At 68.6% G+C, this 24,860-nt stretch carries 24 protein-coding genes; 9 read left to right on the top strand and 15 right to left on the bottom strand.

Annotated features, from left to right (window positions below; translation table 11 throughout):
- Window positions 1–49 precede the first annotated feature (49 nt).
- From P0592_RS13785 to P0592_RS13755, 7 genes are all read right to left on the bottom strand, one after another.
- Complete coding sequence (locus P0592_RS13785) at window positions 50–1,936, bottom strand: outer membrane protein assembly factor BamB family protein (RefSeq protein ID WP_276271479.1); 1,887 nt, start codon at window positions 1,934–1,936, stop codon at window positions 50–52.
- A complete protein-coding gene (locus P0592_RS13780; protein ID WP_336406647.1) occupies window positions 1,936–6,663 on the bottom strand; it encodes a glucodextranase DOMON-like domain-containing protein in 4,728 nt (1,575 codons plus the stop codon). The genes P0592_RS13785 and P0592_RS13780 overlap by 1 nt, the downstream gene beginning before the upstream one ends.
- Before the next feature lie 317 nt (window positions 6,664–6,980).
- Complete coding sequence (locus tag P0592_RS13775) at window positions 6,981–7,721, bottom strand: ABC transporter permease (RefSeq protein WP_276271477.1); 741 nt, start codon at window positions 7,719–7,721, stop codon at window positions 6,981–6,983.
- Window positions 7,718–8,680 (bottom strand): ABC transporter ATP-binding protein, encoded by a 963-nt coding sequence (locus tag P0592_RS13770; RefSeq protein WP_276271476.1) that lies wholly within the window; start codon window positions 8,678–8,680, stop codon window positions 7,718–7,720. The genes P0592_RS13775 and P0592_RS13770 overlap by 4 nt, the downstream gene beginning before the upstream one ends.
- Window positions 8,681–8,725: 45 nt before the next feature.
- Window positions 8,726–8,956 (bottom strand): Rdx family protein, encoded by a 231-nt coding sequence (locus tag P0592_RS13765; protein ID WP_276271475.1) that lies wholly within the window; start codon window positions 8,954–8,956, stop codon window positions 8,726–8,728.
- A gap of 35 nt (window positions 8,957–8,991) precedes the next feature.
- Window positions 8,992–9,678: a DUF7546 family protein gene (locus P0592_RS13760; protein ID WP_276271474.1), complete on the bottom strand. Its 687-nt coding sequence runs from the start codon at window positions 9,676–9,678 to the stop codon at window positions 8,992–8,994.
- Entirely contained in the window at window positions 9,675–11,069 is a 1,395-nt protein-coding gene (locus tag P0592_RS13755; protein WP_276271473.1) for a heme o synthase, read from the bottom strand. Before P0592_RS13755 ends, P0592_RS13760 begins: the two co-directional genes overlap by 4 nt.
- A 154-nt stretch (window positions 11,070–11,223) precedes the next feature.
- Between P0592_RS13755 and coxB the strand changes: the two genes are divergently transcribed.
- From coxB to P0592_RS13730, 5 genes are all read left to right on the top strand, one after another.
- Window positions 11,224–11,967, top strand: a complete 744-nt coding sequence (gene coxB, locus P0592_RS13750; RefSeq protein ID WP_276271472.1) for a cytochrome c oxidase subunit II — start codon at window positions 11,224–11,226, stop codon at window positions 11,965–11,967.
- 54 nt (window positions 11,968–12,021) lie between these two features.
- Window positions 12,022–12,453 (top strand): MaoC/PaaZ C-terminal domain-containing protein, encoded by a 432-nt coding sequence (locus P0592_RS13745; protein WP_276271471.1) that lies wholly within the window; start codon window positions 12,022–12,024, stop codon window positions 12,451–12,453.
- An 85-nt stretch (window positions 12,454–12,538) separates the two neighbouring features.
- Window positions 12,539–12,817 (top strand): signal recognition particle subunit SRP19, encoded by a 279-nt coding sequence (gene srp19, locus P0592_RS13740; protein ID WP_276271470.1) that lies wholly within the window; start codon window positions 12,539–12,541, stop codon window positions 12,815–12,817.
- Window positions 12,814–13,041, top strand: coding sequence for an H/ACA ribonucleoprotein complex subunit GAR1 (locus P0592_RS13735; RefSeq protein WP_276271469.1), 228 nt, complete (start codon window positions 12,814–12,816; stop codon window positions 13,039–13,041). The genes srp19 and P0592_RS13735 overlap by 4 nt, the downstream gene beginning before the upstream one ends.
- Before the next feature lie 51 nt (window positions 13,042–13,092).
- Window positions 13,093–14,121 carry a presenilin family intramembrane aspartyl protease PSH gene (locus P0592_RS13730; protein WP_276271468.1) on the top strand — a complete coding sequence of 343 codons (1,029 nt, stop codon included), beginning with the start codon at window positions 13,093–13,095 and terminating at the stop codon, window positions 14,119–14,121.
- Here P0592_RS13730 and P0592_RS13725 read toward each other — a convergent pair.
- Together P0592_RS13725 and P0592_RS13720 are read right to left on the bottom strand one after the other, a co-directional pair.
- Complete coding sequence (locus P0592_RS13725; RefSeq protein ID WP_276271467.1) at window positions 14,118–15,119, bottom strand: ornithine cyclodeaminase family protein; 1,002 nt, start codon at window positions 15,117–15,119, stop codon at window positions 14,118–14,120. The two genes, P0592_RS13730 and P0592_RS13725, sit on opposite strands and share 4 nt — an antisense overlap.
- 75 nt (window positions 15,120–15,194) lie before the next feature.
- Window positions 15,195–15,428 (bottom strand): DUF8015 family protein, encoded by a 234-nt coding sequence (locus tag P0592_RS13720; RefSeq protein ID WP_276271466.1) that lies wholly within the window; start codon window positions 15,426–15,428, stop codon window positions 15,195–15,197.
- 450 nt (window positions 15,429–15,878) lie between these two features.
- Between P0592_RS13720 and P0592_RS13715 the strand changes: the two genes are divergently transcribed.
- Window positions 15,879–16,037 carry a DUF7331 family protein gene (locus P0592_RS13715; RefSeq protein WP_276271465.1) on the top strand — a complete coding sequence of 53 codons (159 nt, stop codon included), beginning with the start codon at window positions 15,879–15,881 and terminating at the stop codon, window positions 16,035–16,037.
- A gap of 54 nt (window positions 16,038–16,091) precedes the next feature.
- Here P0592_RS13715 and P0592_RS13710 read toward each other — a convergent pair whose 3' ends face one another.
- A complete protein-coding gene (locus P0592_RS13710; RefSeq protein ID WP_276271464.1) occupies window positions 16,092–16,508 on the bottom strand; it encodes a DUF3054 domain-containing protein in 417 nt (138 codons plus the stop codon).
- Window positions 16,509–16,529: 21 nt separating this feature from the next.
- A complete protein-coding gene (locus P0592_RS13705) occupies window positions 16,530–17,057 on the bottom strand; it encodes a class I SAM-dependent methyltransferase (RefSeq protein ID WP_419181137.1) in 528 nt (175 codons plus the stop codon).
- Window positions 17,058–17,191: 134 nt separating this feature from the next.
- Between P0592_RS13705 and P0592_RS13700 the strand changes: the two genes are divergently transcribed.
- On the top strand, window positions 17,192–17,716 hold the full coding sequence (locus P0592_RS13700; RefSeq protein WP_276271462.1) for a GNAT family N-acetyltransferase: 525 nt from the start codon (window positions 17,192–17,194) through the stop codon (window positions 17,714–17,716).
- A 44-nt stretch (window positions 17,717–17,760) separates the two neighbouring features.
- Complete coding sequence (gene fen, locus P0592_RS13695) at window positions 17,761–18,741, top strand: flap endonuclease-1 (protein WP_276271461.1); 981 nt, start codon at window positions 17,761–17,763, stop codon at window positions 18,739–18,741.
- 6 nt (window positions 18,742–18,747) lie between these two features.
- On the opposite strand, the gene P0592_RS13690 is transcribed toward fen, so the two are convergent.
- From P0592_RS13690 to P0592_RS13680, 3 genes are read right to left on the bottom strand one after another with little or no spacing between them, the layout of a single operon-like run.
- Window positions 18,748–19,890, bottom strand: coding sequence for an ABC transporter ATP-binding protein (locus P0592_RS13690; protein WP_276271460.1), 1,143 nt, complete (start codon window positions 19,888–19,890; stop codon window positions 18,748–18,750).
- A 12-nt stretch (window positions 19,891–19,902) separates the two neighbouring features.
- Complete coding sequence (locus tag P0592_RS13685; RefSeq protein WP_276271459.1) at window positions 19,903–20,835, bottom strand: carbohydrate ABC transporter permease; 933 nt, start codon at window positions 20,833–20,835, stop codon at window positions 19,903–19,905.
- Entirely contained in the window at window positions 20,832–21,902 is a 1,071-nt protein-coding gene (locus P0592_RS13680) for a carbohydrate ABC transporter permease (RefSeq protein WP_276271458.1), read from the bottom strand. Before P0592_RS13680 ends, P0592_RS13685 begins: the two co-directional genes overlap by 4 nt.
- Before the next feature lie 634 nt (window positions 21,903–22,536).
- Here P0592_RS13680 and P0592_RS13675 point away from each other — a divergent pair.
- Complete coding sequence (locus P0592_RS13675) at window positions 22,537–23,943, top strand: class II fumarate hydratase (protein ID WP_276271457.1); 1,407 nt, start codon at window positions 22,537–22,539, stop codon at window positions 23,941–23,943.
- Between the two features lie 88 nt (window positions 23,944–24,031).
- Here the strand turns inward: P0592_RS13675 and P0592_RS13670 are convergent, their stop codons facing one another.
- A complete protein-coding gene (locus tag P0592_RS13670; protein WP_276271456.1) occupies window positions 24,032–24,844 on the bottom strand; it encodes a hypothetical protein in 813 nt (270 codons plus the stop codon).
- Window positions 24,845–24,860: the final 16 nt, after the last annotated feature.

Here is a 24,860-nt window from a genome sequence, read left to right as displayed (position 1 = left end):
CGCCCTGCGTCGAAAGAGCGTCGGGTAGTCGGGAGGCGGGCCGGTCCCGCTATTCGTCGCGTCTGACCGCGAGCAGCGCCGCGGCGACGAGCGCGACGAGCGCGACGACGGCCGTGAAGCCGGGGCCACTGCCACTGGTAGCCTGCTCACCGGAGCCGCCGTCCGCGTCGTCGTCACCGCCGTCGTCGGCCGCTTCCGTCTCGGTGGCCGTGTCGGCGTCCGTCCCGGTCGCCGTGTCGGCGTCCGTCTCGGTCGCTGTATCCGGTTCGGCGGTTTCGGTCTCCGTCTCCGGTACGTCTGTCTGGGTAGGCGTCGCCGTGGTGTTGTCCGGCGTCGCGGTCCCGTTCTCGGGCGTCGCCGTGGTGTTGTCCGGCGTCGCAGTCTCGTTCTCGGGCGTCGCCGTGGGGTCTGGCGTGTCGTCACCGCCGCCACCGCCGCCGGACCCCTGTGTCGACTCGGCGTCGACCGTGACGGTCTTCGACAGCGAACCGACAGACACCGACCGCTCGCCGGTCGTGTCGAAGGAGTACTGGAAGGTCACCTCCTTCGACGAGTCGGCCGAGACGCTCACCTGCTTCTGGTCGCTGGTCTCCCCGTCGACCAGCAGGGTCGCGGTGTACGTGCCGTCCGCGTCACCGGAGTTCGACACGGTCGCCGCGATGGTCGCGGTGTCACCCTCCGTCACCGAACCCGGCGCGTCCAGCGCAGTCACGCTGAAGGCGGCGTCGGCGTCGACGTACTCGTACAGCTCGCCGTCGCTGGTCCCGACGTACAGCGAGTCGTACGCGACCGTCGGTGCCGTCAGGAGCGGCGAGTCGGCGACCGTCGCGGTGAACTTCGACGAGCCGTCATCGGCGTCGAGCACTGCGAGGGTCCCACTGTCGGTTCCGACGAAGACGGTCCCGTTGGCCGCCGAGAGGGCCGCACCGAGCGTCTCCTTCGTGTCGACCTCGGTCTCCCAGACCACCGATCCGCCGCCGTCGAGGTCGTGGGCGGCGACCACGCCGTCGCTACCACCGACGACGACGGTCCCGGCGTGAAGGACCGGGCTGGACCAGACCTCCTCGTAGGTGGCGGTGTCTCTCCACTGCTCGTTGCCGTCGGTGTCGTAAGCCGCGACGGTCCCGTCCGTCGCCGCGACGACGATCCGCTGGCCGTCCTCGGTCACGGCGGGCGAAGACAGGGCACCGCCGGCAACGTCGACGGTGCTCTGTGCGCTGAGGTCGCCGCTGGAGAGCATGTGGAGCGTCCCGCTCCGGTCGCCGACGTACACGCGGTTGTCGTAGACCGCGGGCGTCATCGATCCGGCCGGGCTCCCCATATCGTAGGCCGTGCTGACCTGTGAGCCGTCGCTGGCGATCTTGTAGACCATCCCGTCGTCGCTGGCGACGTACAGCGAACCGTCACCGTCGGCGGTGACGGAGCCGTGGAACGCCGCGAAGGCCTCGTCGTCGCTGTTCTTGCTCAGGTGCCAGTTGACCGTTCCCGTGTCGGCGTCGATGCCGTAGACCGTCCCCGCGTCGGTCGCCACGTAGACGCTCCCGTCCACGTAAGCCGGGGAGCCGAGGACCGCCCCGTCGACGCTGGTCTCCCAGTCCGTCGACCTGTCGCTCCGGGCGTACGACTTCACCGTGCTCCCGTCGCCGACGAAGACGGCGTCCCCGCCGACGGTCGGGCCGGACGCGATGTCCGTCCCCTGGCTCGCCGGCGTGTTGCCGGCCTTCGAGACCGAACTATAGTCGGGTGCCGCCGGCGCGTTGCCGGAGTTGCGCTGATCGGCCTGGAACCCCGTCCAGTCGACCGTGTTGCCGGCTGTGTTGCCGGCGTTGCCCGCGGCACCGATACCGATGGGCGCGAAGACCCCGACGGGAACGGCCGTCACCGTCAGGACCGCGAGCGTGAGCGCGACGAGTCCCCGTCTGGGCGCGTCGCTCATCAGTTACCGACCTCCTTCGCGAGCTCGCGGACGTCGGTGTAGTCCGGGACCAGCCCGCCCGTCCCCTCGACGGCGCTGTCGGACTCGTAGGCGGACTTCACCTCCTCGAAGTGGGACTCGGTGACCGGTCCCTGCCCGGCGACCGCCTCCCGGATGGAGTTGGTCTTGTCCGACATAGAGAGCAGCGGGAGGGAGTACGAGGCGAAGTTGTTGCTGGAATCCCGTCCACTGGGGTCGAGAATGGTGGACTGGTCCTCGCCGTCGGGAACAGTCATATCGATGATGTTCGTGTGGTGGTAGTTCGAGGGGGCACCGCTGAACTGTTTCGAGCCGGCGTTCCCGTCGGATTCGACCTTGTAGATCGCGTCGACCGTATCCTCCCACGGAAGGACGTGCAGCGTGAGATCGAGTTCGGGAACGTCGTTCGGGAGCGAGGACTTCGGCAGGTCGAACAGGACCGTGTCCTCCCGCACGACGCTGGCGTTTACGTCGCCGGTCGTCTGACTGAACCCGGTGTCCTGCACTGCCTGGTAATTCGGATGGACGAACACGACGTTGTGCCACCCTTCCTCCTCGAACAGGGGGTAAGAGCTGTCGTAGGCGTGGACGTTCGTCACGGACGTCGACGTTGCCCCGCTCTGAGAGGGGTCACGAACGTACAGCTGGAGATGGTGTCGAGTGAAGCCGACGGCCTTGTCCTTGGGGTTGTCGACCTTCTCGGCGAAGCGCGCCCCGAAGTAGTACCTGTCGCTGTCCTCGTATATCTCGAGACGCGTCAGGTCTAAGCTCCCCGGGTCGGCGTGGAATCCATCCGTGGGATAGTCGATGTCGCCCCACCCGTCGTCGTCGCCGGACGGATCGTCGATCTCACCGACTCTGGATACGTCACCCACTGCCGCGGCGTACACCGGCGTGAACGGGACCTGTGCCCGCTCGTCGGCGGAGTAGGCGAGCGCCTCGGACTGGGTCGTGTCCTGAGGCGCGACCATATCGATGATGTTCGGAGCCGTATCGGCCGCGCCGGCCTTCGCACCGCCGAACTGGTAGTCGCTCGCGGTCTCCTGGACGTTCCGGAACCCGCCGAAGTCCTCCGAGCCGACGACCGGTAGGATCTCGAGGTCGAAGATGTCGACCCCACCGAAGGCACCCTTCGAGATGGCGTACGTGACGGTCCCGGCGTCGCTGTCGACGGCGATGTTCGGGTTGACCGGGTTGCCGTCGGCGTCCGAGAGTCCGGAGCCGGTGGAGTCGACGGCGTCGACGTTGAACCCGTCGACGCGCAGCCGGTAGTCCCACCCCGAGCCGAACGTGACGTTCGGACCGATGGCGGAGCCGCCGTCGAGCGGCGTCGTCGTCCCCGACGCGCTGTTCGGGTTGCTCACCCAGAGCGCGAACATGTGCGGCGAGAAGCCGCGGCCGCTGCCGAACCCGTTGTTCAGGTTCTCGACCTCCCAGGTGAACCGATAGAGGCTCGAGGTCTCCTCGATGGTGAACCGCTGGAGGTTGAACGCGTTCTCCGCGAACGCGTCGGCCTTCGGATAGGTGTAGCCGCCGGGTCCGACGTCGTCGCCGTCGGGGTCGGTGAACTCCGCGACGGTCCGCGGTGCCTCGACGGTGACGTCCTTCTCCGCGATCTTCGTCCCCTCGTCGGGGTCCCTGACCGTCACCGTGTACGTCCCGGGCGTGTTCAGGGTCACGCTGACCGGGACGGTCGAGTCACTCGCCCCCGGTTCGAGGCGCGCGGCCTTGATCGCCTCGGAGGTCCCGTCGACGAGGATCTCCAGGTCCGACCAGCCGACGAAGTTCGAACTGTCGTTGGAGCCGGTCACCTGGATGAACGACGACGAGATCTCCGTCGTGTCGTCGATGCTGGCCGTGATCGTCTGCGAGGGCTTCGCGTACGCCGGGAGGGTCGATGCCTCGCTCGACGTTGCGGGCGTGAGCTTCATCGCGACACCGCCGCTCTCACCCATCGACGCGAGCACCGTGTCGCCGCTGGAGACGATGGACTCCGTCCGGTGGGTCGCCGTCGGGTCCGACCCGACGTCGGTTCCGGCGGCGTCGGTGTACATCTCCATCTTCCAGCCGTTGGCCTGCGACGAGAGGAAGTCCGTCGTCACGTCGATGCCCCGGCTGGTCTCGTCGGTCATCGCACCGACGTACCAGGTGTCGCCCTTGCGCCGGGCCGTCACGACGTAGTCGCCGATGGCGGCGTCGACGACCCGCGTCTCGTCCCAACCGGACGCGGGGACGTCCTCGATGTAGCCGAACTCCTCGACTGACTCGACGTTCTCGTTCGCGATGACACCGTCCGTCAGTCCGCTGTAGTCCGCGGGGACGGGGGAGCCGGCACCGACCTCGCTGACGCCGACGGCGTTGACCGTCAGGCCGGCCACGTCGCCGCTGGCGAAGTTCCCGCTGGAGTCGGTGGTGTAGTTCAGCTCCAGCCGGACCGTGTTCGACCCCTGCGTGAGGTCGACCTCCGTGCTGAAGACGGCGAACTCGTCCCAGTCGTCGCTGTAGCCGGGGTTGATCTTCGACGTCGAGCCGTCGACGTTCAGGGTGAGCTGCGGGCCGCCGGCGTCGATGACCCGCTGTGCGTTCTCCTGGTCGTCGCTGGCGTACCGGATGTGCAGTTCGTAGGTCCCGTCCGACGGGACGTTCTTGACCGTGAACTCGACCGCAGAGCCCGAACTGTGTTTCGTCGGGTCGAACTCGACGTAGTTCGTCCCGATGGCGTTCCGCCAAGTGTCGGCCGTCGTGAGGCCGTCGAGGGTCCCGCTCACGGCGGGGACGTACTCGCCCACCTCGAGTTCGTCGTTGATGTAGGCCTCGACGCGGTCGGCGGCCATCTGGATGCCGCCGAGGTAGTTCGGGTACATCGCGAGCTGTTTCGCTCGCGTCGTCTGGACCTGCCCGCCCGTGCCGTCGTTGAACGTGAGGTCGAAGATGCCGGGCTGGTAACTCGTCGGCCCCGCGAGCATCCGCGTGAACGGGAGCTTCACGTGGTGGTCCTGCCCGACGTTCGAACCGAGGGCCCCGAAGCCGTCGTACTCCTGGGCCTTGACGACCTCCCGAGCGGCGACGTTCGGGTAGGTCCGGACCTCGCCGGTGGGCTTGATGCCCTCGTGGATCTCCAGCAACTGCCGGTCCGCGGCCGCCTCCTCGATGACGGTCCGGTGGTGGTCGACGGCCAACTGCGAGTGCTGGGTGTGGCTCGGCGTCGTCTGGTTGTCCCCGAACAGTCCCGGGTCCGAGACGTAGCCGTTCTTGATCGAGCGGATGCCGGCGTCCTCGTACCCCTGGAAGATGTCGTTGTTCAGGATCTCGTCCTCGTAGTTCGGGATGTTGCCGGACGTCTCGTTGTGGATGGTGAACTCGACCGGGTTCGAGAGCCCCGATCCGTAGTTCGTCACCTCGGTCACGTCGAAGTCCGGGTACGAGTCGTCGACGCCCATCTTGAGCGTCTCGCCTTCGGTGTCGGCACCGGAGCCGTAGGAGTCCCAGCCCTGGTTCCACCCCTCCGCGAGGACGCTGTCGATGTCGTTCTCGCTCGCGAAGTGCATGTACCGCTTCATCCGCTCGGTGCGGGCTCCGTGGATGTACTTCCGGGGATCGGTGATCCCGTCGTCCGGGTTCGTGTTCCGGACCTCGTCGTCGGTCTTGTACTGCCACTTCGCGTTCCCGGCGATCATCGTCCACCAGATGCCGATGTACTTCTTGGGGACGATCCAGGACGTGTCGGGGTTCCCGTCGCCGTCCGTCGGCAGCACGGAGTCGTCCCGTTCGGGGGCCAGCAGCGGGACGAGCTGTGACTCGATCAGTTCGCCGGGCGACGTCGTGACCTGGATCGTCCGCCACGGCGTCGTGTTCGGGGCGGTGGTCGAGACCCGCGTGCCGTCGGGTTTCGGCGCGAGTTCGGCGGCGAAGTTCGTCCCGCCGCTGTCGTTCGTCGCTGCCAGCGACATCGTGGAGTAGTCCTCGAGGTTGGACTCGTGGACACTCAGGTACGCGTTCTCGCCCGCCTTCACCGTCAGCGGCGTGTGCACGCCCTTCCGAACCTGGTCCAGACCGATGTCGTACTCGTCGGCCGAGTCGCTCGGCCCGGCCGGAATCGCACTGAGCTTGTCCTCGGAGTACTCCTGTTCGAACCGGGGATTGACGAAGGCGTTCCGGATCCACCACGCCGTGTAGTCCCCGGCGAAGTTGAACTGGGTGTTCTCCGAACTGATGACGAACGGGTTCCCGGTACCGGGGTTGAACTCGGAGTCGAAGGCGAACCGGAAGCCGAGCCCGTCGTCGAACACGCGGATCTCGAGGTTCCCGGACCGCCCGGGACTCGCGGTCTCCTCCAGACCCACCCGGAGGTAGTTGTAGTCCCGTGAGACGGCGTCGTAGCTGCCCCACTCCGGCGTCCAGTTCTCGGTCTTCGTCCCGCTCTCGGTCCCCGTGACCGTGATGTCCACACCGGTCGTGCCGTCGGCCGACGCGCCGAACGTCGGCTGATTCTGGAAGTCGAACCCGAGCGTCGAGGAGTCGATGTAGGTCGTCCCGTCGAACGTGACGCTGTAGGAGGGCGTCCCACCAGAGACGTCCACTCCGACCTCGATGCTGCCGTCCGGTGACGTCACCGTCTGCGTGTCGCTGTCGTCACCCGACGTGACCTGCGCTGTCACCTCTTCGGGGACGTCGCTGGTGTACGCTGCCGCGGCCACCAGTGACGCCACACCACCCAAGAAGTCCCGGCGTCCGAGCCGGTTGAGTGTTTGTTGTGATTGTTTACCAGCCATTTCCATCCCGGTAAGCGGCGTTGTCGATTATAAATCCAACGGTACTCCTGGCAGAGAATTATCACGCTCGCGTGCTCAAACAAGAGTCACTTGTCGAGAGTGACACACTACGCCCACGCCGACACGTCGCGATCCGCACCGCCGATGCCGAGCCGCCACGTGTGAGTGTGGACGGTGCTCCCACGGGCTCGGTGTGGCGAGTCGACGGGAACAACGGGCGATGACGACGACGGTTCCGTCGACCCGCCGACCACTCAGTCAGTCCGTGGCAGCAGTGCCGCCCCGAAGAGGAACCCGACGACGGCACAGCCGGCCAGGACGGCCAGCGACCAGAGGGCACCCTCCCCACCGGTCGTCGCGGCTCGGACCCCCCGCGAGAAGTACGTCAGCGGCGACAGCCCCGTCGGCAGCCACGCTGGGAGCATCGACGGCGGGACGAACGTCTCCGAGAGGAAGAGCAGCGGGAGCGCGATGCCGTTGCTGGCGGAGATGACCCCGTCCTGTGAGTCCGCCAGCGCACCGATCATCGCGCCGACGCCGCAAAACAGCCCGACGCCGAGGGCCACGAAGGGGACCAGGAGCGGCGACGGCCGGATGGACGCGCCGGTGAGCACGACCATCAGGCCGAGCAGGACGACGCCGGCGAGGCCGATGATGGCGACGTTGACGAGCGTCTGAGCGAGGAGCCACTCCGGACGGGTCAGCGGCGTCGTCGCCAGCTTCTCGAAGCGGTTGCCGTCCCGGTGGCGGGCCACCTCGCTGCCGACCCGCGACAGCGGCGTGAACAGGACCACGACGGCGAGGTAGCCCGGCGCGTAGTACGCCGGCGGCTCGGTGAACAGGCCGCCCCCGCCGGGCTGGGTCTCGACGAGGACGCCGAAGATGACGACGATGATGAGCGGGAAGAAGAACGTGAAGAAGACGGCGGTCCGCCGGCGGAGGAAGGCGAGCGCGGCGACCCGGGACTCCGCGCGGAGCCGGCCGAGCCGGCTCATCGTGTTCCCTCCGCGGCGACGCTTCCGACGGGCTCTGCCGTCGACGCGTCACGCGGCTGTCCCTCACGGCCGACGCCGGTACCGGTCAGTTCGAGGTAGACGTCCTCGAGGGTCGGTTCGCGCCACGTCAGCCCCTCGTAGTCGAGACCGGCGGCCTCCAGCTCGGCGACGACGGTCCCGATGGACTGCGGGCGGACCCCGTGGACGACGAGCGCGCCGTCCCGGAGCGTCGTCTCCGCGGGGTAGTCGATCGCCTCGACGGCGGCCGCGTCGAAGTTGCCGTCGACGAGGAGCCGGCTGTCGCCCGCGTGGTCGGCCACGAGCGCCTGCGGGGTATCGAGTGCCACCAGCCGGCCGTCGGCCAGGAGGCCGACGCGGTCGGCGAGCCGCTCGGCCTCGGCCATGTAGTGGGTGGTGACGACGATGGTGACGCCGCGGTCGGACAGCCCCTCCAGGACGCGCCACAGCGCCTGCCGGCCGGCGGGGTCGATGCCGGTCGTCGGTTCGTCAAGCACGAGGAGGTCGGGGTCGTTGACAAGCGCCGTCGCCACGCAGGTCCGGCGCTGCTGGCCGCCCGAGAGGTCCTCGTAGTGCGTGTCGGCGTCGTCGGCGAGCCCCACGTCCGCGAGCAGGTCCGCGACCGGTCGCGTCTCGTCGTAGAGGCCGGCGTAGTAGTCAAGCAGCTCGCGCGCCGTCAGGCGCTCGTGGGGCGAGAACGACTGCGGGAGCAGCCCGATTCGGTCCCGGTCGACGGCCGTCGGGGCCCGGCCGAACAGTTCCACCCGACCCTCCGCGTCGGTCGTCCCGGTGAGCGCGCGCACGAGCGTCGTCTTCCCGGCCCCGTTGGGGCCGACCAGCGCCAGCACCTCGCCCGCCGCGGCCGACAGCGAGACGCCGTCGAGGGCGACCGTGTCGCCGTAGGCCCGGCGCACGTCCTCGGCGACGAGTACCTCGTCCATACGTTGCCGTCGGGAACCGGCCCCGAAAGCCGTTCCGCTCTGTGGTTACAGGCGGTCCCGGATCGCCCGGACGATGTCGTCGACGTCGTAGTCGTCCTCGTCCTTGTCGTAGACCGTCTCGCCGTCGAGCGACACCCGGAACACGCCGTGGTCGCCCATCACCAGGCTGACCCGGTCGAGGTCCCCCTCCAGGGCGTTGAGGACGGCCCGTTCGACGTCGAGCGCTCGCTCGCGGAACCCACACGGCACGCAGTACTCGATGCTGACCTCGCTCATACCACGGGGTAGACGGCCGAGTCACAAAACCGCTTTCAGTTCCGGAGGCGGCTCACCAGCGTCGCGTCCGCCCGGTGGGCCGCGTACAGCAACCCCACGGACACCACGTAGACCACGGTCGACGTGCCGTAGGACTGTGCCATCGCCACCTCGTAGAGCGCGCCGCCGGCACCGAGGACGCCGCCGACGACGGAGGCGACGATGGGGAGGACACAGCTCACGCAGGAGAACAGCCCGACGACGCCGCCGGCCAGCCCACCACTCGCGTCCAGCACCGTGACGTAGACCAGGTAGGCGAGCGAGAGGTAGCCGGCGACCTTCCAGGGCAGGAAGACGGCCGCCACCGTCGCGCCGCTGTAGATGAGTCCCGGCGAGAACCCCGGCGGCGCGACGAGGAGCCACCGGAACCCCGTCCCCTGGCCGCCGGTCCCGACGACGCCCCCGACGTAGGCGAGCACGAGCGCGTAGCCGACGGCGACCGCGAGCGCGGCGTACCGGCGACGCGACGAGGCCCGTGGCGTCCGGACGGTCAGGAACACGAGCGCCGCGACGTTGAGCCAGACGAACGGGAACGCCAGCACGAGGGGGTCGGTCGTCGGCCCGTCCGCGAGCAACACGTAGAGCAGGACCAGCAGCGCCTCCGTGTTGAGGACGATCCCCCAGCGAGCCAGTGACTCGCTGTCGGGCAGGCGCTCGGCGAGTCCCGCGGTCGTGGTGCTCATAGTGCGAGGGCGTCGACGACGATGGCCACCAGCAGGAGGCCGAGGTAGGCGTTCGAGGCGTGGAACGCGCGGAACGCGGCGGCCTCGGTCTGTTCGCGGTGGAGCCGCACGACGGCCCAGAGGAACACCGCCCCCAGCGCCGTCGACGTGAGCGCGTACAGCCAGCCCAGCGAGGTCAGCGCCGCCAGCGCCACCGCGGCCACCAGCGTCGCCCCGAGGTAGTAGACGATGTGCTTGCGGGTCTCGGTCTCGCCGCGGACCACGGGCATCATCGGGAAGCCGCCGGCCTCGTAGTCGTCGCGGTAGGCCAGCGCGAGGTTGTAGAAGTGCGCGGGCGTCCACAGGAAGATGACCGCCGCCAGCACCAGCCCGGGGAGGTCGATGGTCCCCTCGACGGCCGCCCAGCCGATGAGCGCCGGTAGCGCGCCGGCCGCCCCGCCGATGACCGTGTTCTGGACGGTGTTGGGCTTCAGCAGGAGCGTGTAGACGACGCTGTAGAACAGGATCGCCGTCAGGCCCAGCAGCGCGGCCAGCAGGTTCACCTGCCAGAACAGCGCCAGCGCGGCGACTGCCAGCGTCAGGCCGAACGCGACGGCGTTGCGGACGGGGATCTCGTGGGTGGCGATCGGCCTGTCCGAGGTCCGGTCCATCCGCTTGTCGATGTCCCGTTCGAGGACGTGGTTGAACGTCCCCGACGCGCCGATGGCGAGGACGCCCCCGCCCATCGTCAGGAGGATCGTCCGGACGGTCAGCGACGGGCCGGCCTTCAGCGCCATCCCCGCGGCGGCGACGAGACACAGCAGCCACATCAGCCGCGGCTTCGTCAGCCGGAAGTACGCGAAGGCCGTCGCGACCGCCCGCTCGCGGGTCGACAGCGAGGGGGTCGGGGCGTCGTCGGCCCCGTCGTCGGGCATCGGGGCCGGCGACGGGTCGCTGACGACGGTCTCGTCGGTGCTCCCGGTCTCGTGTTCGAGGTGCCACGCCAGCGCGACGACGAACGCCCCGAAGATGGCCATCCCGGCGGCGAGGTGGGCCGCGGGCAGGTGGCCCGCACCGCCCGTCGTGGCGACGAACGCGCCGAGCGCGATCTGGGCCGGGTACAGCGCGACGCCGGCGGCGAGGGCGGCCGTGACGCGGCGACGCTCCGCGACGCGCACCGACAGGCCGACGGTCGCGAGCGCGAGGACGCCGACGACGGCGGCGACGAGCCGGTGTGCGCGAGCGATCTGCAGGTCGAGGTCGGCGAGCGTCACCGGCCCTTCACAGAGGGGCCACGTCGTGCAGGCCGCGACGGCGTCCGTGATCGACGCCGTGGCCCCGGCGATGACGAGCAGGTAGACGCCGACGGCGGTGGCCGCCAGCAGCCCGGTGAACGTCCGACTCGATGCCATTACTGGACTCTTGGGGAGCGGCCACTTAGACTCCTCGCTTCCGCGAGCGGTGCCGCGGACGACCGCGGGTGACGAGGGCGGTCTGTCGGGGCCGGATCGAGCCGGCGAACACCAAGACAGCAGTTATTTATCTCCCAAATCCCAAGCCGCGATTATGACACGGAGACGCGCCGGGCTCGTGGCGCTGTTCGGGGCCGCGCTCCTCGCGCTGGCCGTCGAACCGGCCACAGCACAGCCGTCGGCCTCGACGACGGTCGAGCAGATCTGGGACCTGAACCTGAACCTCCTGTACGTCGCGATCCCCATCACCATCCTGGTCGAGGGGATCCTGATCTACACGGTGTGGCGGTTCCGCAACCAGGACGAACCGAAGCCGACGAAGGAGAACCGTCGGCTGGAGATCACCTGGACCGTCGCGACGGCGATCATCCTCCTGTTCGTCGGCGTCGCCTCCTACCAGGTGATGGCGAGCCCGTACGTCACCGCCGAGGCCGCCGACCAGGCGGAGCTGCAGGGCGACGACACCGAACACATCGAGGTGCAGGCCTACCGGTACGGCTGGTCGTTCTACTACAACGGGACGAGCTTCCAGAACGACGCCCAGGTGAGTTCGACGACGACACTGCGGCTTCCGGCCAATCAGGACGTAGTGTTGCGGGTCACCTCGCGTGACTGGCTCCACGCCTTCCACGTCCCCGCCCTCGGCCTGAAGAGCGACGCCTTCCCGGGGCAGTACAACCGGCTCCAGACACGGGCGACGGAGACGGGGACCTACCAGCTGTACTGTGCGGAGTACTGCGGTTCCGGCCACTCGCAGATGCTCGGTGAGGTCGTCGTGATGCCACAGGACGAGTACGAACAGTGGCGATCCGAGCAGCAGAACGCGTCCGCGAGCTGACCGCCGTCTCTTCTCTCCGGTACCGTTAGGGTCCGAGGGCGTCTCCCCCGACCTATGGAGTACTTCGAGGACGTCGCCGTCGGCGACACGGACTCGTTCGGCGCGTACGAGGTCACCGCCGACGAGATAACGACCTTCGCCGGGCAGTACGATCCACAGCCGTTCCACACGGACGAGGCGGCCGCGTCGGCGTCGATGTTCGGCGGCCTCGTCGCCAGCGGGTGGCACACCGCCGCGATGACGATGCGGCTGCTCGTGGACCACCAGCTCTCGGACTCCGGTGCGATGGGCGCGCTCGGCGTCGACTCGCTCCGGTGGCCGGCCCCGGTCCGACCGGGCGACGTGCTCTCGGTCCGGACGGAGGTCGTCGAGACCGAGCCCTGGGACGAGGACCGGGGCCGCGTGGCGACGGAGATCACCACGACGACCGAGGCCGACGAGACGGTGCTGTCGATGGTCGGACAGGTGCTGTGGCAGCGTCGGTGAGCGCCCCGGCCCGGCCGTCGGTTCGCGGGCGGCCACGACGGGCCCGGTCGGAAAGGCTGATTAGCCCGCGGGAGCGACTCCGCGTATGGTCGAGAACGTCATCTGGCCGGCTGCCGTCGACGCCGAGCGGTCGCGAAGCGAGGGGCGGCGAGTGCCGCTTGACCTCGCCATCGAGGAGCCGACGGTCGACGAGATCGCGAAGGCGGTCCAGCAGGTGGGGTACGACGCGGTCATCGAGCGGGACAAGACCTATCCCCGCGAGTACGAGCCCCGCGGTCGCGTCCTCGTGAAGAACGCCGACGACGCGACGAAGACCGACCTGCTGGGTGCCGTCGCCGCCTACCTCCAGGCGCTCCGAGAATGAGACGCGTCGGGGACGTGGTGCGGGTCGCACAGGGGCTGGCGGTCGTCCGGTCGCCCGACGACGCCCACCCCGCGACGGGTGCGGACGTCGTCGACGAGCAGCTGTCGACCGTCGGCTCGGTGGTCGACGTGTTCGGCCCGGTGGAACGTCCCTACGTCGCGGTCTCCCCGGTCGACGGGGTCCACCTCCCGGGCCTCGTCGGCGCGACGCTGTACGAGCGCTGAGCCGCTCGCCCGTCCGTAACCCTCAAACCGAGCCCTGTCGGACGTGAACGTATGGACCAACGATGGCGCGTCGCCGCGGGCTGTGGGCTCGTCGCGGTCATCTTCCTCGTCGTCCAGCTCGGCGCACTCGCGCTCGTCCAGCCGTTCAAGGCCGCCGGCTACCAGGCGGTCGAGGACCCTTCAGACCCGACCAACAGCGTCGTCTACGTCCTGGGCATTCTGGTCGCGACGGCGGTGATGCTGCTGGCGTTCAAGTACGACGCCGACCAGCTCATCAGGGGACTGATCGTCCTCTCCGGGTCGTGGCTCGCCCTGTACGTCTTCCAGGTGGTCGTTCCGCCGCTGGTGACCGTACAGGGGATCAACATCGTCGCGGTCGGACTGGCGGTCGCGCTCGGCGTGGGCCTGCTCGTCCACCCCGAGTGGTACGTCGTCGACGCCGCGGGGGCGGTGATGGGTGCCGCCGGCGCGGGGCTGTTCGGGATCAGCTTCGGTCTGCTCCCGGCGCTGGTGCTGCTGACGGTGCTGGCCGTCTACGACGCCATCAGCGTCTACGGGACCGAACACATGCTGACGCTGGCCTCCGGCGTGATGGATCTGAAGGTGCCCGTCGTCCTCGTGATCCCGCTCTCGCTGTCGTACTCGTTCCTCGACGACGGCGGGGCCGGGGAGGCGGCGGCCGACGGCGGCGGGCCAGCGACGGACGAGGGCGACCGGGCCACGGACGCCGACGGCGGGGACGGCGACGAACAAGCGGACGCCACCGACTCCACTCCCCTGGAGCGGGACGCGCTGTTCATCGGCCTCGGCGACGCGGTCATCCCGACCGTGCTGGTCGCCAGCGCGGCCTTCTTCGCGCCCGAGAGCGTGGCGACGGTGCTCGGGACGCCGCTGCCCGCCGTGACGGCGATGGTCGGGACGTTCGCCGGCCTCGCGGCGCTCCTCTGGATGGTGCTGAAGGGGCGCGCACACGCGGGCCTGCCGCTGCTGAACGGCGGCACCATCGCCGGCTATCTCGTCGGGTCGCTGGCGGCCGGGATCGCTCTGGTCGACGCGCTCGGGCTCGGGCCGTACCTCTAGTCCATCGCGCGACTGGCGGGTGCGAACGGGATCTCCTCGCCGACGCCCTCCTCGGTGGCTCGCTCGTACAGCATATGGCCGGCGGCGACCGTCTCGATGGCCGTGCCGCCGGAGTCGAAGACCGTGATGTCGTCGTCGTTCTCGCGGCCGGGGGCCGTCGCGGCGACCACCTCGCCGAGTTCGGCGTGGACGTGGTCCTCGTCGACGACGCCCTCCTCAAGCGCGTGGATGAACGACCCGGCGTCGGTCGTCGCCCGGTCGCGGAGGTCCGGAACGTACTTCGACCGCGCGATCGTGGTCGGGTCGAGCTCCCGTTTCGCCGGGTGGTACTGGCCCATCGCGGTGACGTGTGTCCCGGGTTCGAGCAGGTCGCCGTCGAACACCGGTTCGCTCGCGTTCGTCGCGGTCACCACCACGTCGGCCCCCTCGACGGCCGCGGCCGAGGAGGCGACGGCGGCGACGGTGGCGTCCAGCGCCTCGTTCATCTCGGCGGCGAACGACTCCCGGTGGTCCTGGGTCGGCGAGTACACCTCGACGCGCTCGAAGTCCCGCACGGCCGCGGTCGCCCGCACCTGCCCGCGGGCCTGCGTGCCGCTGCCGATGACGGCGAGGTCCTCGACGTCCTCGCGAGCGAGCGCGTCGACGCCGACCGCGCCCGCAGCGCCCGTCTTCAGCGGGTTCAGGCTCGCGCCGTCCAGCAGCGCCAGCGGCTCGCCGGAGTCGGCGTCGAACAGCGGTAGCATAAAGTGTGCGTCCCGGCCCTCGAAGCCGGCCGCGTAGGTGTATCCGCCCATCGCCCCCGTCTCCGGGAGGATGGCGAGATAGCCCGTGAGCATCCCCGCGGGCGCTTCGCTGAACAGCGTCGTCCGTGGCTCCGCGGGCGCTCCTTCGCCGCGCTGGCGGTAGCCGTCCCTGACCGGCGCGATGTAGTCGTCGTGGTCGGCCAGTGCTGTGATCTCGTCGCTCGTGAGGAACAGCGCGGTCGCGTCGGTCGACATACGACGGCGTTCGACCGTCCGGGCCTTAACCTTCGTGGCGCGGACCGCGACCGCGAGAAGTGACGGGTGAGGGCGTCAGTCGGCGGTCTGGATGGTATCGGACTGGACCGAGTCGTCGTGGCCGGGGACCTCGGGGGTGGGGTCGACCGGCGCGCGGACGAACATCGCGTGGCCGATGAGGCCGACGGCGACGACCGACGCCATCGGGATCGCAGTCGTCAGTGCGAACCCGGAGATCGAGAGGACACCCGTGATTCCAGCCATCGCGAGCGGGATGAGACCGAGGACGATGTCGTAGTAACCCGTCATAAGTACGATTATTGGTTCGGGGTATAGGTACAAAAGTGTTTCCCAGAACGTCTGCATAAAATTCTGAGTATCTATTTGGTGGATTGGTCAGTGAGTTAGCAGTGGTTTTCTATAACTTATGAGTGGCGAGTGATTCACAGATACGGCACTAGAGGCCGTCTACACCGTCATAGTAGGATTGTAGTCGTCCCGGGCGACGACCGGAGTACCGTACCCGATCCCGAGACTTGTCGGGGACCCAACTGACTGGGATCGACCGGCTCCGTGGACGGCGGCGGAGACGCCGGGCGACCCATCGTTTTCAGGTACGAGAACTCGAGGCGTGGCGTCGGCCGATCGGTCACCCCGGTTTTTTCCTCTGATAACTGGGGGGGAGTGCTTATTATCGCCCCTCGAATACCGACGGGTGGAGGATACGGGAGCACCCCTCAGCGAACTCCCCACGTGATAATGAGCACGAACGCCACGGACGACGCCGCGACGGACGAATCGGCAGAGCGCTACGCCGAGCTGAACATCGGTGACGAGGAGTTCGTCATCTACGACCGCGAGAACCACCAGGCGTGGATCCAGTCGACAGTCTCCCTCGACGTAGACGAGCTCCGATAACCGTGGCGTCCGGTCGGTGATCTACCGCCGACAGCGGTCCTTTCTCCCGCCGCCTCACCGCAAGAGCAGCAGCGCGACGACGCGCCACAGCGTCAGTAGGACCCCGCCGACGCCGATGGAGACTAACGCGAAGGTGAGCGCCGCGCCCCCGTGGAACAGCGCCGTCGCACGCAGCGCCTGGGCGATGACGACCGCGACTACCCACCCGCCGACCGTCAGTCCGACGAGCCGGAACGGGTTCGAGAGGACGTCCGCGCGGTAGGCACCGACGAGAGTGGCGGCCAGCACCCACCCGACGAGAAACGGTGCCAACGTCCCGGCGTAGCGACCGGTGTCCACGACCGGGTTGTACCCGTGCTGGAGTTCGCCGGCACCGACGAACAGCAGGATCGCGACCAGATCACCCGCCGCCAGGACGGCGCTCCTCGTCGACAGTTCGACGCGCTCCCGACCGATAGCGGAGACGCTCATACGGGCGGCTACGGCGGCCGGTCACTTCCCTGTCCCGCTTCCGGCGACGCCGGCGACGGTGTAACCGAAGCCCGACTCCACCACCCGTCCGTCGAGCCCCGCCTCGTTCACCGCCCGGACCAGCGCCCACGGCCCGAGGAACCGCGAGTCGAACCCGACGAGGTGTTCGCCGGCGGCGAGCGCACGACCGCGAACGGTCCCGGGGTCGAAGTCCCGGACCACCAGCACGCCACCGGGGCGCAGGACCCGCTCGACCTCCCGCAGTATCCCGTCGAGGTCCCGTATGTGGTGGAGCGCGTCGACGACCAGCACCGCGTCGACGCTGTCGGTCGCGAGCGGCAGCCGGGCGGCGTCGCCTGCGACCGCTGCCAGTTCGTGTTTCCGCGCCCGAGCGAGCATCCCGGGGGCCGCGTCGAGGACGATCGTCTCCGGGACCCCCAGCCGTCGGCTGGCACGGCCCGGTCCGCCGCCCAGGTCGACGAGGCGGTCGACGGGTCGCCGGGCGAGGGCCAGCCCGGCACGGAGCTTGCCCGTCCGCGCCGGCGGCATCACGCGGTCGTACACCGCCGCGAACCGGTCGAAGGAGCCGATGTCGTGCACGGATGGGGTTCGCGGCCGGCCGGCTAACCGTTGTCGGTGGCCGGTCCCGCAGGCTACAACATCCCGGCCGACCGAGTGGGGGTATGGAGTTCGCCCTGCTGGGCTGGCCCGAGGACGGCCACCGTCTCCGGCTCGACCACGAGCAGTTCGCCTACGCGGGGAAGTTCGTGATGACGTCGACGGGGAAGGCGGTGGTGGGCGACGACGGCGTGGTCGCGGCGGCCGCCTTCGACGCCGACCGGACGGACCCCGACACGCTGGTCGTCCGCTACGTCACCGTCCGTCGGGACAGACAGGGCGAGCGGATCGGGGCCCGACTCTTGCGGTTCGTCCGCGACCGGGCGGCCGAGCGGGGCTACGACCGCGTGACCATCGGCGTCAACAACCCCTTCTCCTACCAGGCCGCGTACCGGGCGGGCTTTCGCTACACGGGCGACCAGCGGGGGATGGCCGAACTGACCCTCGCCTGGCCCGGCGACCGGCGTCCGGAGCGGTACCGGGCCGGACTGGACGTCTTCCGGGACCGCGATCTCTCGCCGGCCGAGGAGTCGTTCCTCGCCGAGAAGCGGGACGCGTCGCCGCCGCCCGTGGTCGATCTCCCGGTCTGAGCCGTCCCGGGGGATTCAAACCGTCCAGCCCCCAACTGCGACCGATGGGTAACGCAGACCTCCGCTCGCTGGCGGCCATCGAGGACGTGGCCTTCGAGGACCTCGAGGGCAGCGTCGTCGCCGTCGACGCCCACAACTGGCTGTACCGGTACCTGACGACGACGGTCAAGTTCACCGCCGACGGGAAGTACACCACGAGCGACGGCGAGGAGGTGGCGAACCTCGTCGGCGTCGTCCAGGGGCTGCCGAAGTTCTTCGAGCACGATCTGACGCCGGTGTTCGTCTTCGACGGCGCAGTGACGGACCTCAAGGACGACGAGGTCGAAAAGCGCCGCGAACAGCGCGAGCGCTACGAGGCGGAACTAGAGGAAGCCCGGGAGGCCGGCGACTCGGTCCGCGCCGCGAAGCTCGACTCCCGGACCCAGCGACTCACCGACACCATCGTCGAGACGACCCGGGAACTGCTGGGGCTGCTCGACGTTCCCGTCGTCGACGCGCCGGCCGAGGGGGAGGGGCAGGCGTCCTATATGGCCCGGCAGGGCGACGTCGACTACGTCGGGACCGAGGACTACGACGCGCTGCTGTTCGGCGCGCCCTTCACGCTGCGCCAACTCACCTCGAAGGGCGACCCGGAGCTGATGGACTTCGAAGCGACGCTCGCAGACCACGACCTGACCTGGGAGCAACTGGTCGACGCGGCCATCCTGATGGGGACGGACTTCAACGAGGGGATCGCCGGCATCGGGCCGAAGACCGCCGTGACGGAGATCCGGGAACACGGGACCCTCGCTGCGGTCCTCGACGCTCGCGGCGAGCACATCGAACACGCCGATCGTATCCAGCGACTGTTCCTCGACCCCGCGGTGACCGACGACTACGAGGTGCGGACGGATCTCGAACCCGACGTCGACGCCGCCCGGCGGTTCGTCACCGGGGAGTGGGAGGTCGACGCCGACGAGGTCGCTCGGGGGTTCGAGCGGATCGAGGAGTCGGTGGTCCAGACGGGGCTGGACCGCTGGTCGTAGACCGCGTCAGGCGATCGACTCGACTTTCTCGACGGAGTCGAGTTCGCGGTTCTTGACGGCCTCGCCGGTCGCCGCGTCGAAGACGTGGATCGCCTCCTCCGGGAACCGGACGCTGACCTGCTGGCCCCAGTCGAGGTTCCGCATCCCGTCGACCGTCGCGACGAACTGCGTGCTGTCCTCCCGATCGAACATCAGGTGGACGGTGTTCTCGTTGCCGCGCGGCTCGACCACGTCGACGCCCGCGTCGTAGGTGTGGCGGCCGGAGCCACCCTCGACGACCTCGACGTCCTCGGGCCGGATGCCCAGTGTCAGATCGGTCGCGTCGCCGAGGGCCTCCGCCGTCCGCTCCGAGAGGTCGTACTCGAAGTCGTCGGCCACGAGCGTCGACCCCCGCCGCTCGACCGGGAAGAAGTTCATCGAGGGCTCGCCGATGAAGCCGGCGACGAACAGGTTGTTGGGCTCGTGGTAACACTCCAGGGGCGTCGCGGCCTGCTGGAGCTCGCCGTCGTCGAGGATGGCGATCCGGTCGGACATCGTCATCGCCTCCGTCTGGTCGTGGGTGACGTAGACGGTGGTGACGTCGAGGTCCTCCTGGAGGTGCTGGAGCTCGGTGCGCATCTCGGCGCGGAGCTTGGCGTCGAGGTTGGCCAGCGGCTCGTCCATGAGGAAGACCTCGGGGTCCCGGACGATGGCCCGCCCCAGCGCCACGCGCTGTTGCTGGCCGCCCGAGAGTTCGCCGGGCTTGCGCTCCAGCAGCTCCTCGATCCCGAGCAGTTGTGCCGCGTCGGTGACCCGCTCGTCGATCTCGTCGTCGGGCATGTCCGTGGACTGCTCTAGTCCGAACGCCATGTTGTCCCGGATGGACATGTGCGGGTACAGCGCGTAGGACTGGAACACCATCGCCACGTCGCGCTGGGCGGGCGGCTGGTCGTTGATGATCCGGTCGCCGAGTCGGATCTCGCCGTCGGTGATGTCCTCCAGTCCGGCGATCATCCGCAGCGTCGTCGACTTCCCGCAGCCCGAGGGGCCGACGACACAGAGGAACTCGCCGTCCCGGATGTCGACCGATACCTCGTCGACGGCGACGATCTCGCCCTCGTCGTCGTCGTGGAAGATCTTCGTTACCTCGTCGAGTGTGAGTTGTGCCATCTGTGAGTCCTCCTACGTCTCCCCCGCGACGCCTTTCGCGAACTGTTCGCCGAAGAAGATGTACACCAGCAGCGTCGGCAGCGCGGCGACGATCGCGCCGGCCATCGTCGTGTTGAACGACTGGATGACGCCGCCGGTCAGGGCCGCGAGCTTCTGGGTCGCGACCTGCGAGCCCGGCGAGTTCACCAGCACCAGCGCGAACAGCAGGTCGTTGTACACCTGCGTGAACTGGTAGATGAGCGTCACCGCGAACATCGGCAGCGACAGCGGCAGGATGATGTTCTTGTAGATGCTGAACGCCGTCGCCCCGTCGAGGCGCGCGGCCTCGATCATCTCCGAGGAGATGGACTGGTAGTACGAGCGGAACAGCAGCGTACAGATCGGGATCCCGTAGGCCGCGTGCGTGACCGACAGCTGGAACAGTTGGACGTAGCCGTTCCGGCTCGGATACACCCAGTTGCCGTTCGTGTAGAACCCGAACAGCGTGTTGACGAAGCCGTTGGCCAGCCCCGGCAGGATCTGGTACCAGAACTGCGAGAGCGGCACGAGCACCGCCTGGTAGGGGATGAAGATCCCGGCGATGATGAGGACGACCACGGCGATCTGACCGCGCCAGTCGAGCGTGGTCAGTCCGTAGGCCGTCAGGCTGCCGAACAGCGCCGACAGGAGCGTGGCCGGAACGGCCATGATGAGCGAGTTGACGAGCCCGGGCCGGAGCGTGTTCCAAGCCTCGGTCAGCGCCGCGAGCGTGAACCCGTCGGCGCTGGGCGGCGCGAACGGCACCGTCGTCGCGAACGACGTCTGGGTCTTGAACATCGTCATGAAGGCCGTCTCCACCGGGAAGAGGTAGAAGACGAGGCCGAACAGGAGGACGACGTAGAGCCCGATACGGCTGTTCTCCATCCGCTGTAGCGTGTCGATCGGGTTGCGTGACTCGGTACTCATAGTTCACCTCGCTGGTACTCGCTGTAGAGGTACGGCCCGATGACCAGCAGTGCCAGGACGAACAGCACGATGGCGATGGCCGAGCCGTAAGCCCACTCGAGACTGCTGAACGCCATCCGGTACATCATCGTGGCGAGGATGTCGAGGTTCGCCCCCGGCTGGTCGCCACGCAGCGCGAAGATGAAGTCGAACGCCTTCAGCGCGAACACCATCAGGACCACCGACGCGGAGACGGCGGAGGCCCGCAGTTGCGGGATGATGACCCGGAGGTACATCCGGACGGTCGACGCGCCGTCGACGCGGGCGGCCTCGTAGTGTTCGGTCGGGATCGCCCGCAGGCCCGCGAGGAAGACGACCATCGCGTAGCCGCTGAACTGCCAGATGAGCGCGAAGATGACCGCCCCCAGGGCCGTCGTGTGCCACGACAGCCACTGGACGGTCGACGCGTTGACCGCTGCGGGCTTGAGCAGCGTGATGACCAGTCCCTCGAGGTTCAGCGCTCGGAGGAGCTGATTGAACACCCCGTTGGAGGCGTTGTACACCCAGGCCCACATCGTCGCCGTCACGACGAACGAGAGGCTCATCGGGAGCAGGTAGACGGTCCGGAACGTGTTCTCGAACCGGATGTTCTGGTCGATCAGGATGGCGACGAGCAGCCCGAGCGCGAGACAGAACACCGTGAACACTACCAGCAAGACGACGGTGTTCTGGGCCGCGTGCCAGAACGCGCCGTCGCTTGCCATCCGGGCGTACATCGAGAAGTCGAGGCTCCCGTAACTGGGTTCGCCCAGCCCGTTGAAGTCCGTCAGCGAGATGATGGCGTTCCAGAAGATCGCGCCGTAGACGAAGAAGCCGGCCAGCAACACCGGCGGGAGCCAGAACGGTGCCGACTCGATGAGCTCCCACTCGACCGGGAGCGAGTCCCGGATGGTGTCGCGTCGCCGGTCTCCCACCGCCGCCGTCGCCCCACCGTCTGTCGCCACTTCCCGCTCGTTCGATCCGTCGCTCGATACCGCCGACCGGAGCCGTCCTCCGGCGGTTCTGAGTCTGTTGAGTATCCTGCGCATAGTTGTGTCAGTCGTACGCGGACGTGAGTTCCTCGACAGCACGACCCGATCGAGTGCCCGCCGCCCGGACCTCCGGAGTCGCGATGCCACCCACCGGGCCGCCACCGGAACGACGCGGCCGTCCACCACGGCCGTCGGTGGCGTCACCTGCCCCTGCCCGTCCACGGACAGTCCCGGTTCGTGACAGGTGTCGATTGGGGTCGTCAGTCATAGCTGTCACCGCGGAGTCGAACTCATCCTAACTGGATAGACCCGACACTTAATGCTTCCGAATATTTATGCATAACACAGAGCTACTGAGACGGCCGTATTGGGCCGTTTCAGCTCTATATGAGCAAAGATCATTACTGAAGCGAAGCGGATCGTGGCACCCACCAACACACCAAGAGGTTTGGCTCTCTCGGCCCTCGAAAGCAGATCTCAGTCGAATATCCTTCGTGGGATTCATCTCTGACCCGGTCGTTCCTCGGACGCGGCGGTTGTGCCGGAAACCGGACCGGAGACACAACCCCTGTTTCGACTGGAGGTGTGGAAATTAGTGTTGTAGTACTATCTCAAAGTTTTCCCAACTCAACAGGCGACGCGGGTGTGGTATCGGTGGCTTTTACCGCCGACCGACCGGACGCCACCACGTATGAGCGACGAGTTCAGGACCGAACAGGACAGCCTCGGGGAGATGCAGGTGCCCGCCGACGCGTACTGGGGGGCTCAGACCCAGCGGGCGATCGAGAACTTCCCCATCAGTCAGGTGACGTTCGGCCGCCGGTTCGTGCGCGCGCTCGGCGTCGTCAAGAAGGCGGCCGCACAGGCCAACCGCGACCTCGGGACGATCCCCGAGGACAAGGCCGACTGTATCGTCGAGGCCGCCGACGAGGTCATCGCGGGCGACCACGACGATCAGTTCCCCGTCGACGTGTTCCAGACGGGGTCGGGGACCTCCTCGAACATGAACGCCAACGAGGTCATCTCGAACCGCGCAACCGAGCTCTACGGCGGCGAGGTCGGGACACGCGAGATCCACCCCAACGACCACGTCAACTTCGGTCAGTCCTCGAACGACGTGATCCCGACGGCGATGCACGTCGCGTCGCTGGAGGCCGTCCGGAAGGACGTCGTCCCGGCGCTGGAGTCGCTGCGCGACGCGCTGGCGGCCAAGGAAGACGAGTTCGAGAACGTCGTCAAGACCGGACGGACCCACCTCCAGGACGCGACGCCGATCACGCTCGGCCAGGAGTTCTCGGGCTACCGGACGCAGGTCGAGAAGGGCCTCGACCGCGTGCGCGGCACGCGGGAGCACCTCTCGGAGCTCGCGCTGGGCGGTACCGCCGTCGGGACGGGGCTGAACACCCACCCGGAGTTCCCCGAGAAGGCCGCAGAGTACATCAGCGAGGAGACCGGCGTCGACTTCCGCGAGGCCGACAACCACTTCGAGGCCCAGGCCGCCCACGACGCGATGTCGGAGGCCCACGGCGCGCTGCGGACGGTCGCCGGCTCGCTGAACAAGATCGCCAACGACCTCCGGCTGCTGGCCTCCGGCCCGCGCAACGGGCTCGGCGAGATCGACCAGCCGGAGAACCAGCCCGGCTCCTCGATCATGCCCGGGAAGATCAACCCGGTCGTCGCCGAGGCCGTCAATCAGGTCCACAAGCAGGTCGTCGGCAACGACGCCGCCGTCTCGGCCGGTGCCGCCGAGGGACAGATCGACCTGAACCTCTACAAGCCCGTTCTGGCCTCGAACTTCCTCCAGTCGGCGCGGCTGATCGCCAACGGCAGCGAGGTGTTCGCCGAGAAGTTCGTCGCCAAGCTGGAGGCCGACGCGGAGCACTGCGAAGAGCGCGTCCAGCAGAGCATGGCGCTGGCGACGGCACTGAACCCGGCCATCGGCTACGACAAGGCCAGCAAGGTCGCGAAGAAGGCCCTCGACGAGGGCAAGACCATCCGGGAGGTCGTCCTCGAAGAGGGATACCTCGACGAGGACGAGGTCGACGAGGTGCTCGACCCCGCGAAGATGACCGAGCGCGGGATCCTCGGCGAGGAGTAGGGGGAACCGAACGGAGTGCGGTCTCTCCGAAAAGCGCAGCGGCGAGCGAAGCGAGCCGTGAGCGGCGGGGGCGCGAACGGAGCTATCCTCATCCTGCGGTGCGGTCCGTCCGCCGCTCCTCGACCCAGTCCGGCGCGACGACGCGTGTCTCGCCGAGGCGCTCGTACCGGAAACTGTAGCTCAGTCGTTCGGTCTCGGTCCGGTAGGAGACGTCGAACCGGTGGACGAGCCCGCGCCGGTCGACGATCAGTGCGACACGGTAGCGGTCGGCCCGCTGGCCCAGCGGCGTCGTCCCGTTCCAGCCGGTGACCCGGTAGAACGGCCGGCCGCGCCAGCGGACGAGCTCGACGCGGCTCTCGGTCACGGTGACGTACCTGTCGAGGTAGAACTCCGACTCGGCGGCGAACTGGTCGGTCTCGGCGACGAGCTCGCCGCTGTCGTAGCTGGCGGGGCCGTCGCCGGGGTCGCTGCGGTCGTACCACCGACCGCCGCCCGCGAACGCCTCCGCGGCGTAGGTCGTCCGCGTGCCGTTCGGACGGTGGCGGACGCGTTCGAGTCGGTGGCGGTAGCGGCCGGCGTCGACCACCGTCGTCGTCTCGTTGCGGACCACGGTGTAGCCGCCGTCGCCGGTCTCGACGGTGCGACGGAACTGTTCGTGGAAGGTGTAGGACTGCTGCTGGAGGAGCCGCCGGTGAGTGAACGCCAGCGTCCCCGCGTGCTCGATGCCGTCCGGGGCGAGCCCCGGCGGCGGATCGAGCTGCCGCTCGGTGGTCGTCACCTCGGGGATCGGTGCCGGAGTGACGGTGTCGGAGCCGGTGTCGCCGTCCCCGAGCGAGGGGAGACCGGCACACCCGGCGGTGGTCGCCAGCAGCGCCACGAGGACGACGAGGCGACGTCGCACACGGTGACGAGGGGCG

Source organism: Haloarcula litorea, from assembly GCF_029338195.1.
Classification (GTDB): domain Archaea; phylum Halobacteriota; class Halobacteria; order Halobacteriales; family Haloarculaceae; genus Haloarcula; species Haloarcula litorea.
Note: the sequence above shows the minus strand (reverse complement) of the source record. Positions and strands in the feature narration are given on the sequence as shown.

Coding starts and splice junctions, on each gene's coding strand:
- P0592_RS13785 (WP_276271479.1), bottom strand. CDS start 1,936: ATGAGCGACGCGCCCAGACGGGGACTCGTCGCGCTCACGCTCGCGGTC.
- P0592_RS13775 (WP_276271477.1), bottom strand. CDS start 7,721: ATGAGCCGGCTCGGCCGGCTCCGCGCGGAGTCCCGGGTCGCCGCGCTC.
- P0592_RS13770 (WP_276271476.1), bottom strand. CDS start 8,680: ATGGACGAGGTACTCGTCGCCGAGGACGTGCGCCGGGCCTACGGCGAC.
- P0592_RS13765 (WP_276271475.1), bottom strand. CDS start 8,956: ATGAGCGAGGTCAGCATCGAGTACTGCGTGCCGTGTGGGTTCCGCGAG.
- P0592_RS13760 (WP_276271474.1), bottom strand. CDS start 9,678: ATGAGCACCACGACCGCGGGACTCGCCGAGCGCCTGCCCGACAGCGAG.
- P0592_RS13755 (WP_276271473.1), bottom strand. CDS start 11,069: ATGGCATCGAGTCGGACGTTCACCGGGCTGCTGGCGGCCACCGCCGTC.
- coxB (WP_276271472.1), top strand. CDS start 11,224: ATGACACGGAGACGCGCCGGGCTCGTGGCGCTGTTCGGGGCCGCGCTC.
- P0592_RS13745 (WP_276271471.1), top strand. CDS start 12,022: ATGGAGTACTTCGAGGACGTCGCCGTCGGCGACACGGACTCGTTCGGC.
- srp19 (WP_276271470.1), top strand. CDS start 12,539: ATGGTCGAGAACGTCATCTGGCCGGCTGCCGTCGACGCCGAGCGGTCG.
- P0592_RS13735 (WP_276271469.1), top strand. CDS start 12,814: ATGAGACGCGTCGGGGACGTGGTGCGGGTCGCACAGGGGCTGGCGGTC.
- P0592_RS13730 (WP_276271468.1), top strand. CDS start 13,093: ATGGACCAACGATGGCGCGTCGCCGCGGGCTGTGGGCTCGTCGCGGTC.
- P0592_RS13725 (WP_276271467.1), bottom strand. CDS start 15,119: ATGTCGACCGACGCGACCGCGCTGTTCCTCACGAGCGACGAGATCACA.
- P0592_RS13720 (WP_276271466.1), bottom strand. CDS start 15,428: ATGACGGGTTACTACGACATCGTCCTCGGTCTCATCCCGCTCGCGATG.
- P0592_RS13715 (WP_276271465.1), top strand. CDS start 15,879: ATGAGCACGAACGCCACGGACGACGCCGCGACGGACGAATCGGCAGAG.
- P0592_RS13710 (WP_276271464.1), bottom strand. CDS start 16,508: ATGAGCGTCTCCGCTATCGGTCGGGAGCGCGTCGAACTGTCGACGAGG.
- P0592_RS13705 (WP_419181137.1), bottom strand. CDS start 17,057: ATGCCGCCGGCGCGGACGGGCAAGCTCCGTGCCGGGCTGGCCCTCGCC.
- P0592_RS13700 (WP_276271462.1), top strand. CDS start 17,192: ATGGAGTTCGCCCTGCTGGGCTGGCCCGAGGACGGCCACCGTCTCCGG.
- fen (WP_276271461.1), top strand. CDS start 17,761: ATGGGTAACGCAGACCTCCGCTCGCTGGCGGCCATCGAGGACGTGGCC.
- P0592_RS13690 (WP_276271460.1), bottom strand. CDS start 19,890: ATGGCACAACTCACACTCGACGAGGTAACGAAGATCTTCCACGACGAC.
- P0592_RS13685 (WP_276271459.1), bottom strand. CDS start 20,835: ATGAGTACCGAGTCACGCAACCCGATCGACACGCTACAGCGGATGGAG.
- P0592_RS13680 (WP_276271458.1), bottom strand. CDS start 21,902: ATGCGCAGGATACTCAACAGACTCAGAACCGCCGGAGGACGGCTCCGG.
- P0592_RS13675 (WP_276271457.1), top strand. CDS start 22,537: ATGAGCGACGAGTTCAGGACCGAACAGGACAGCCTCGGGGAGATGCAG.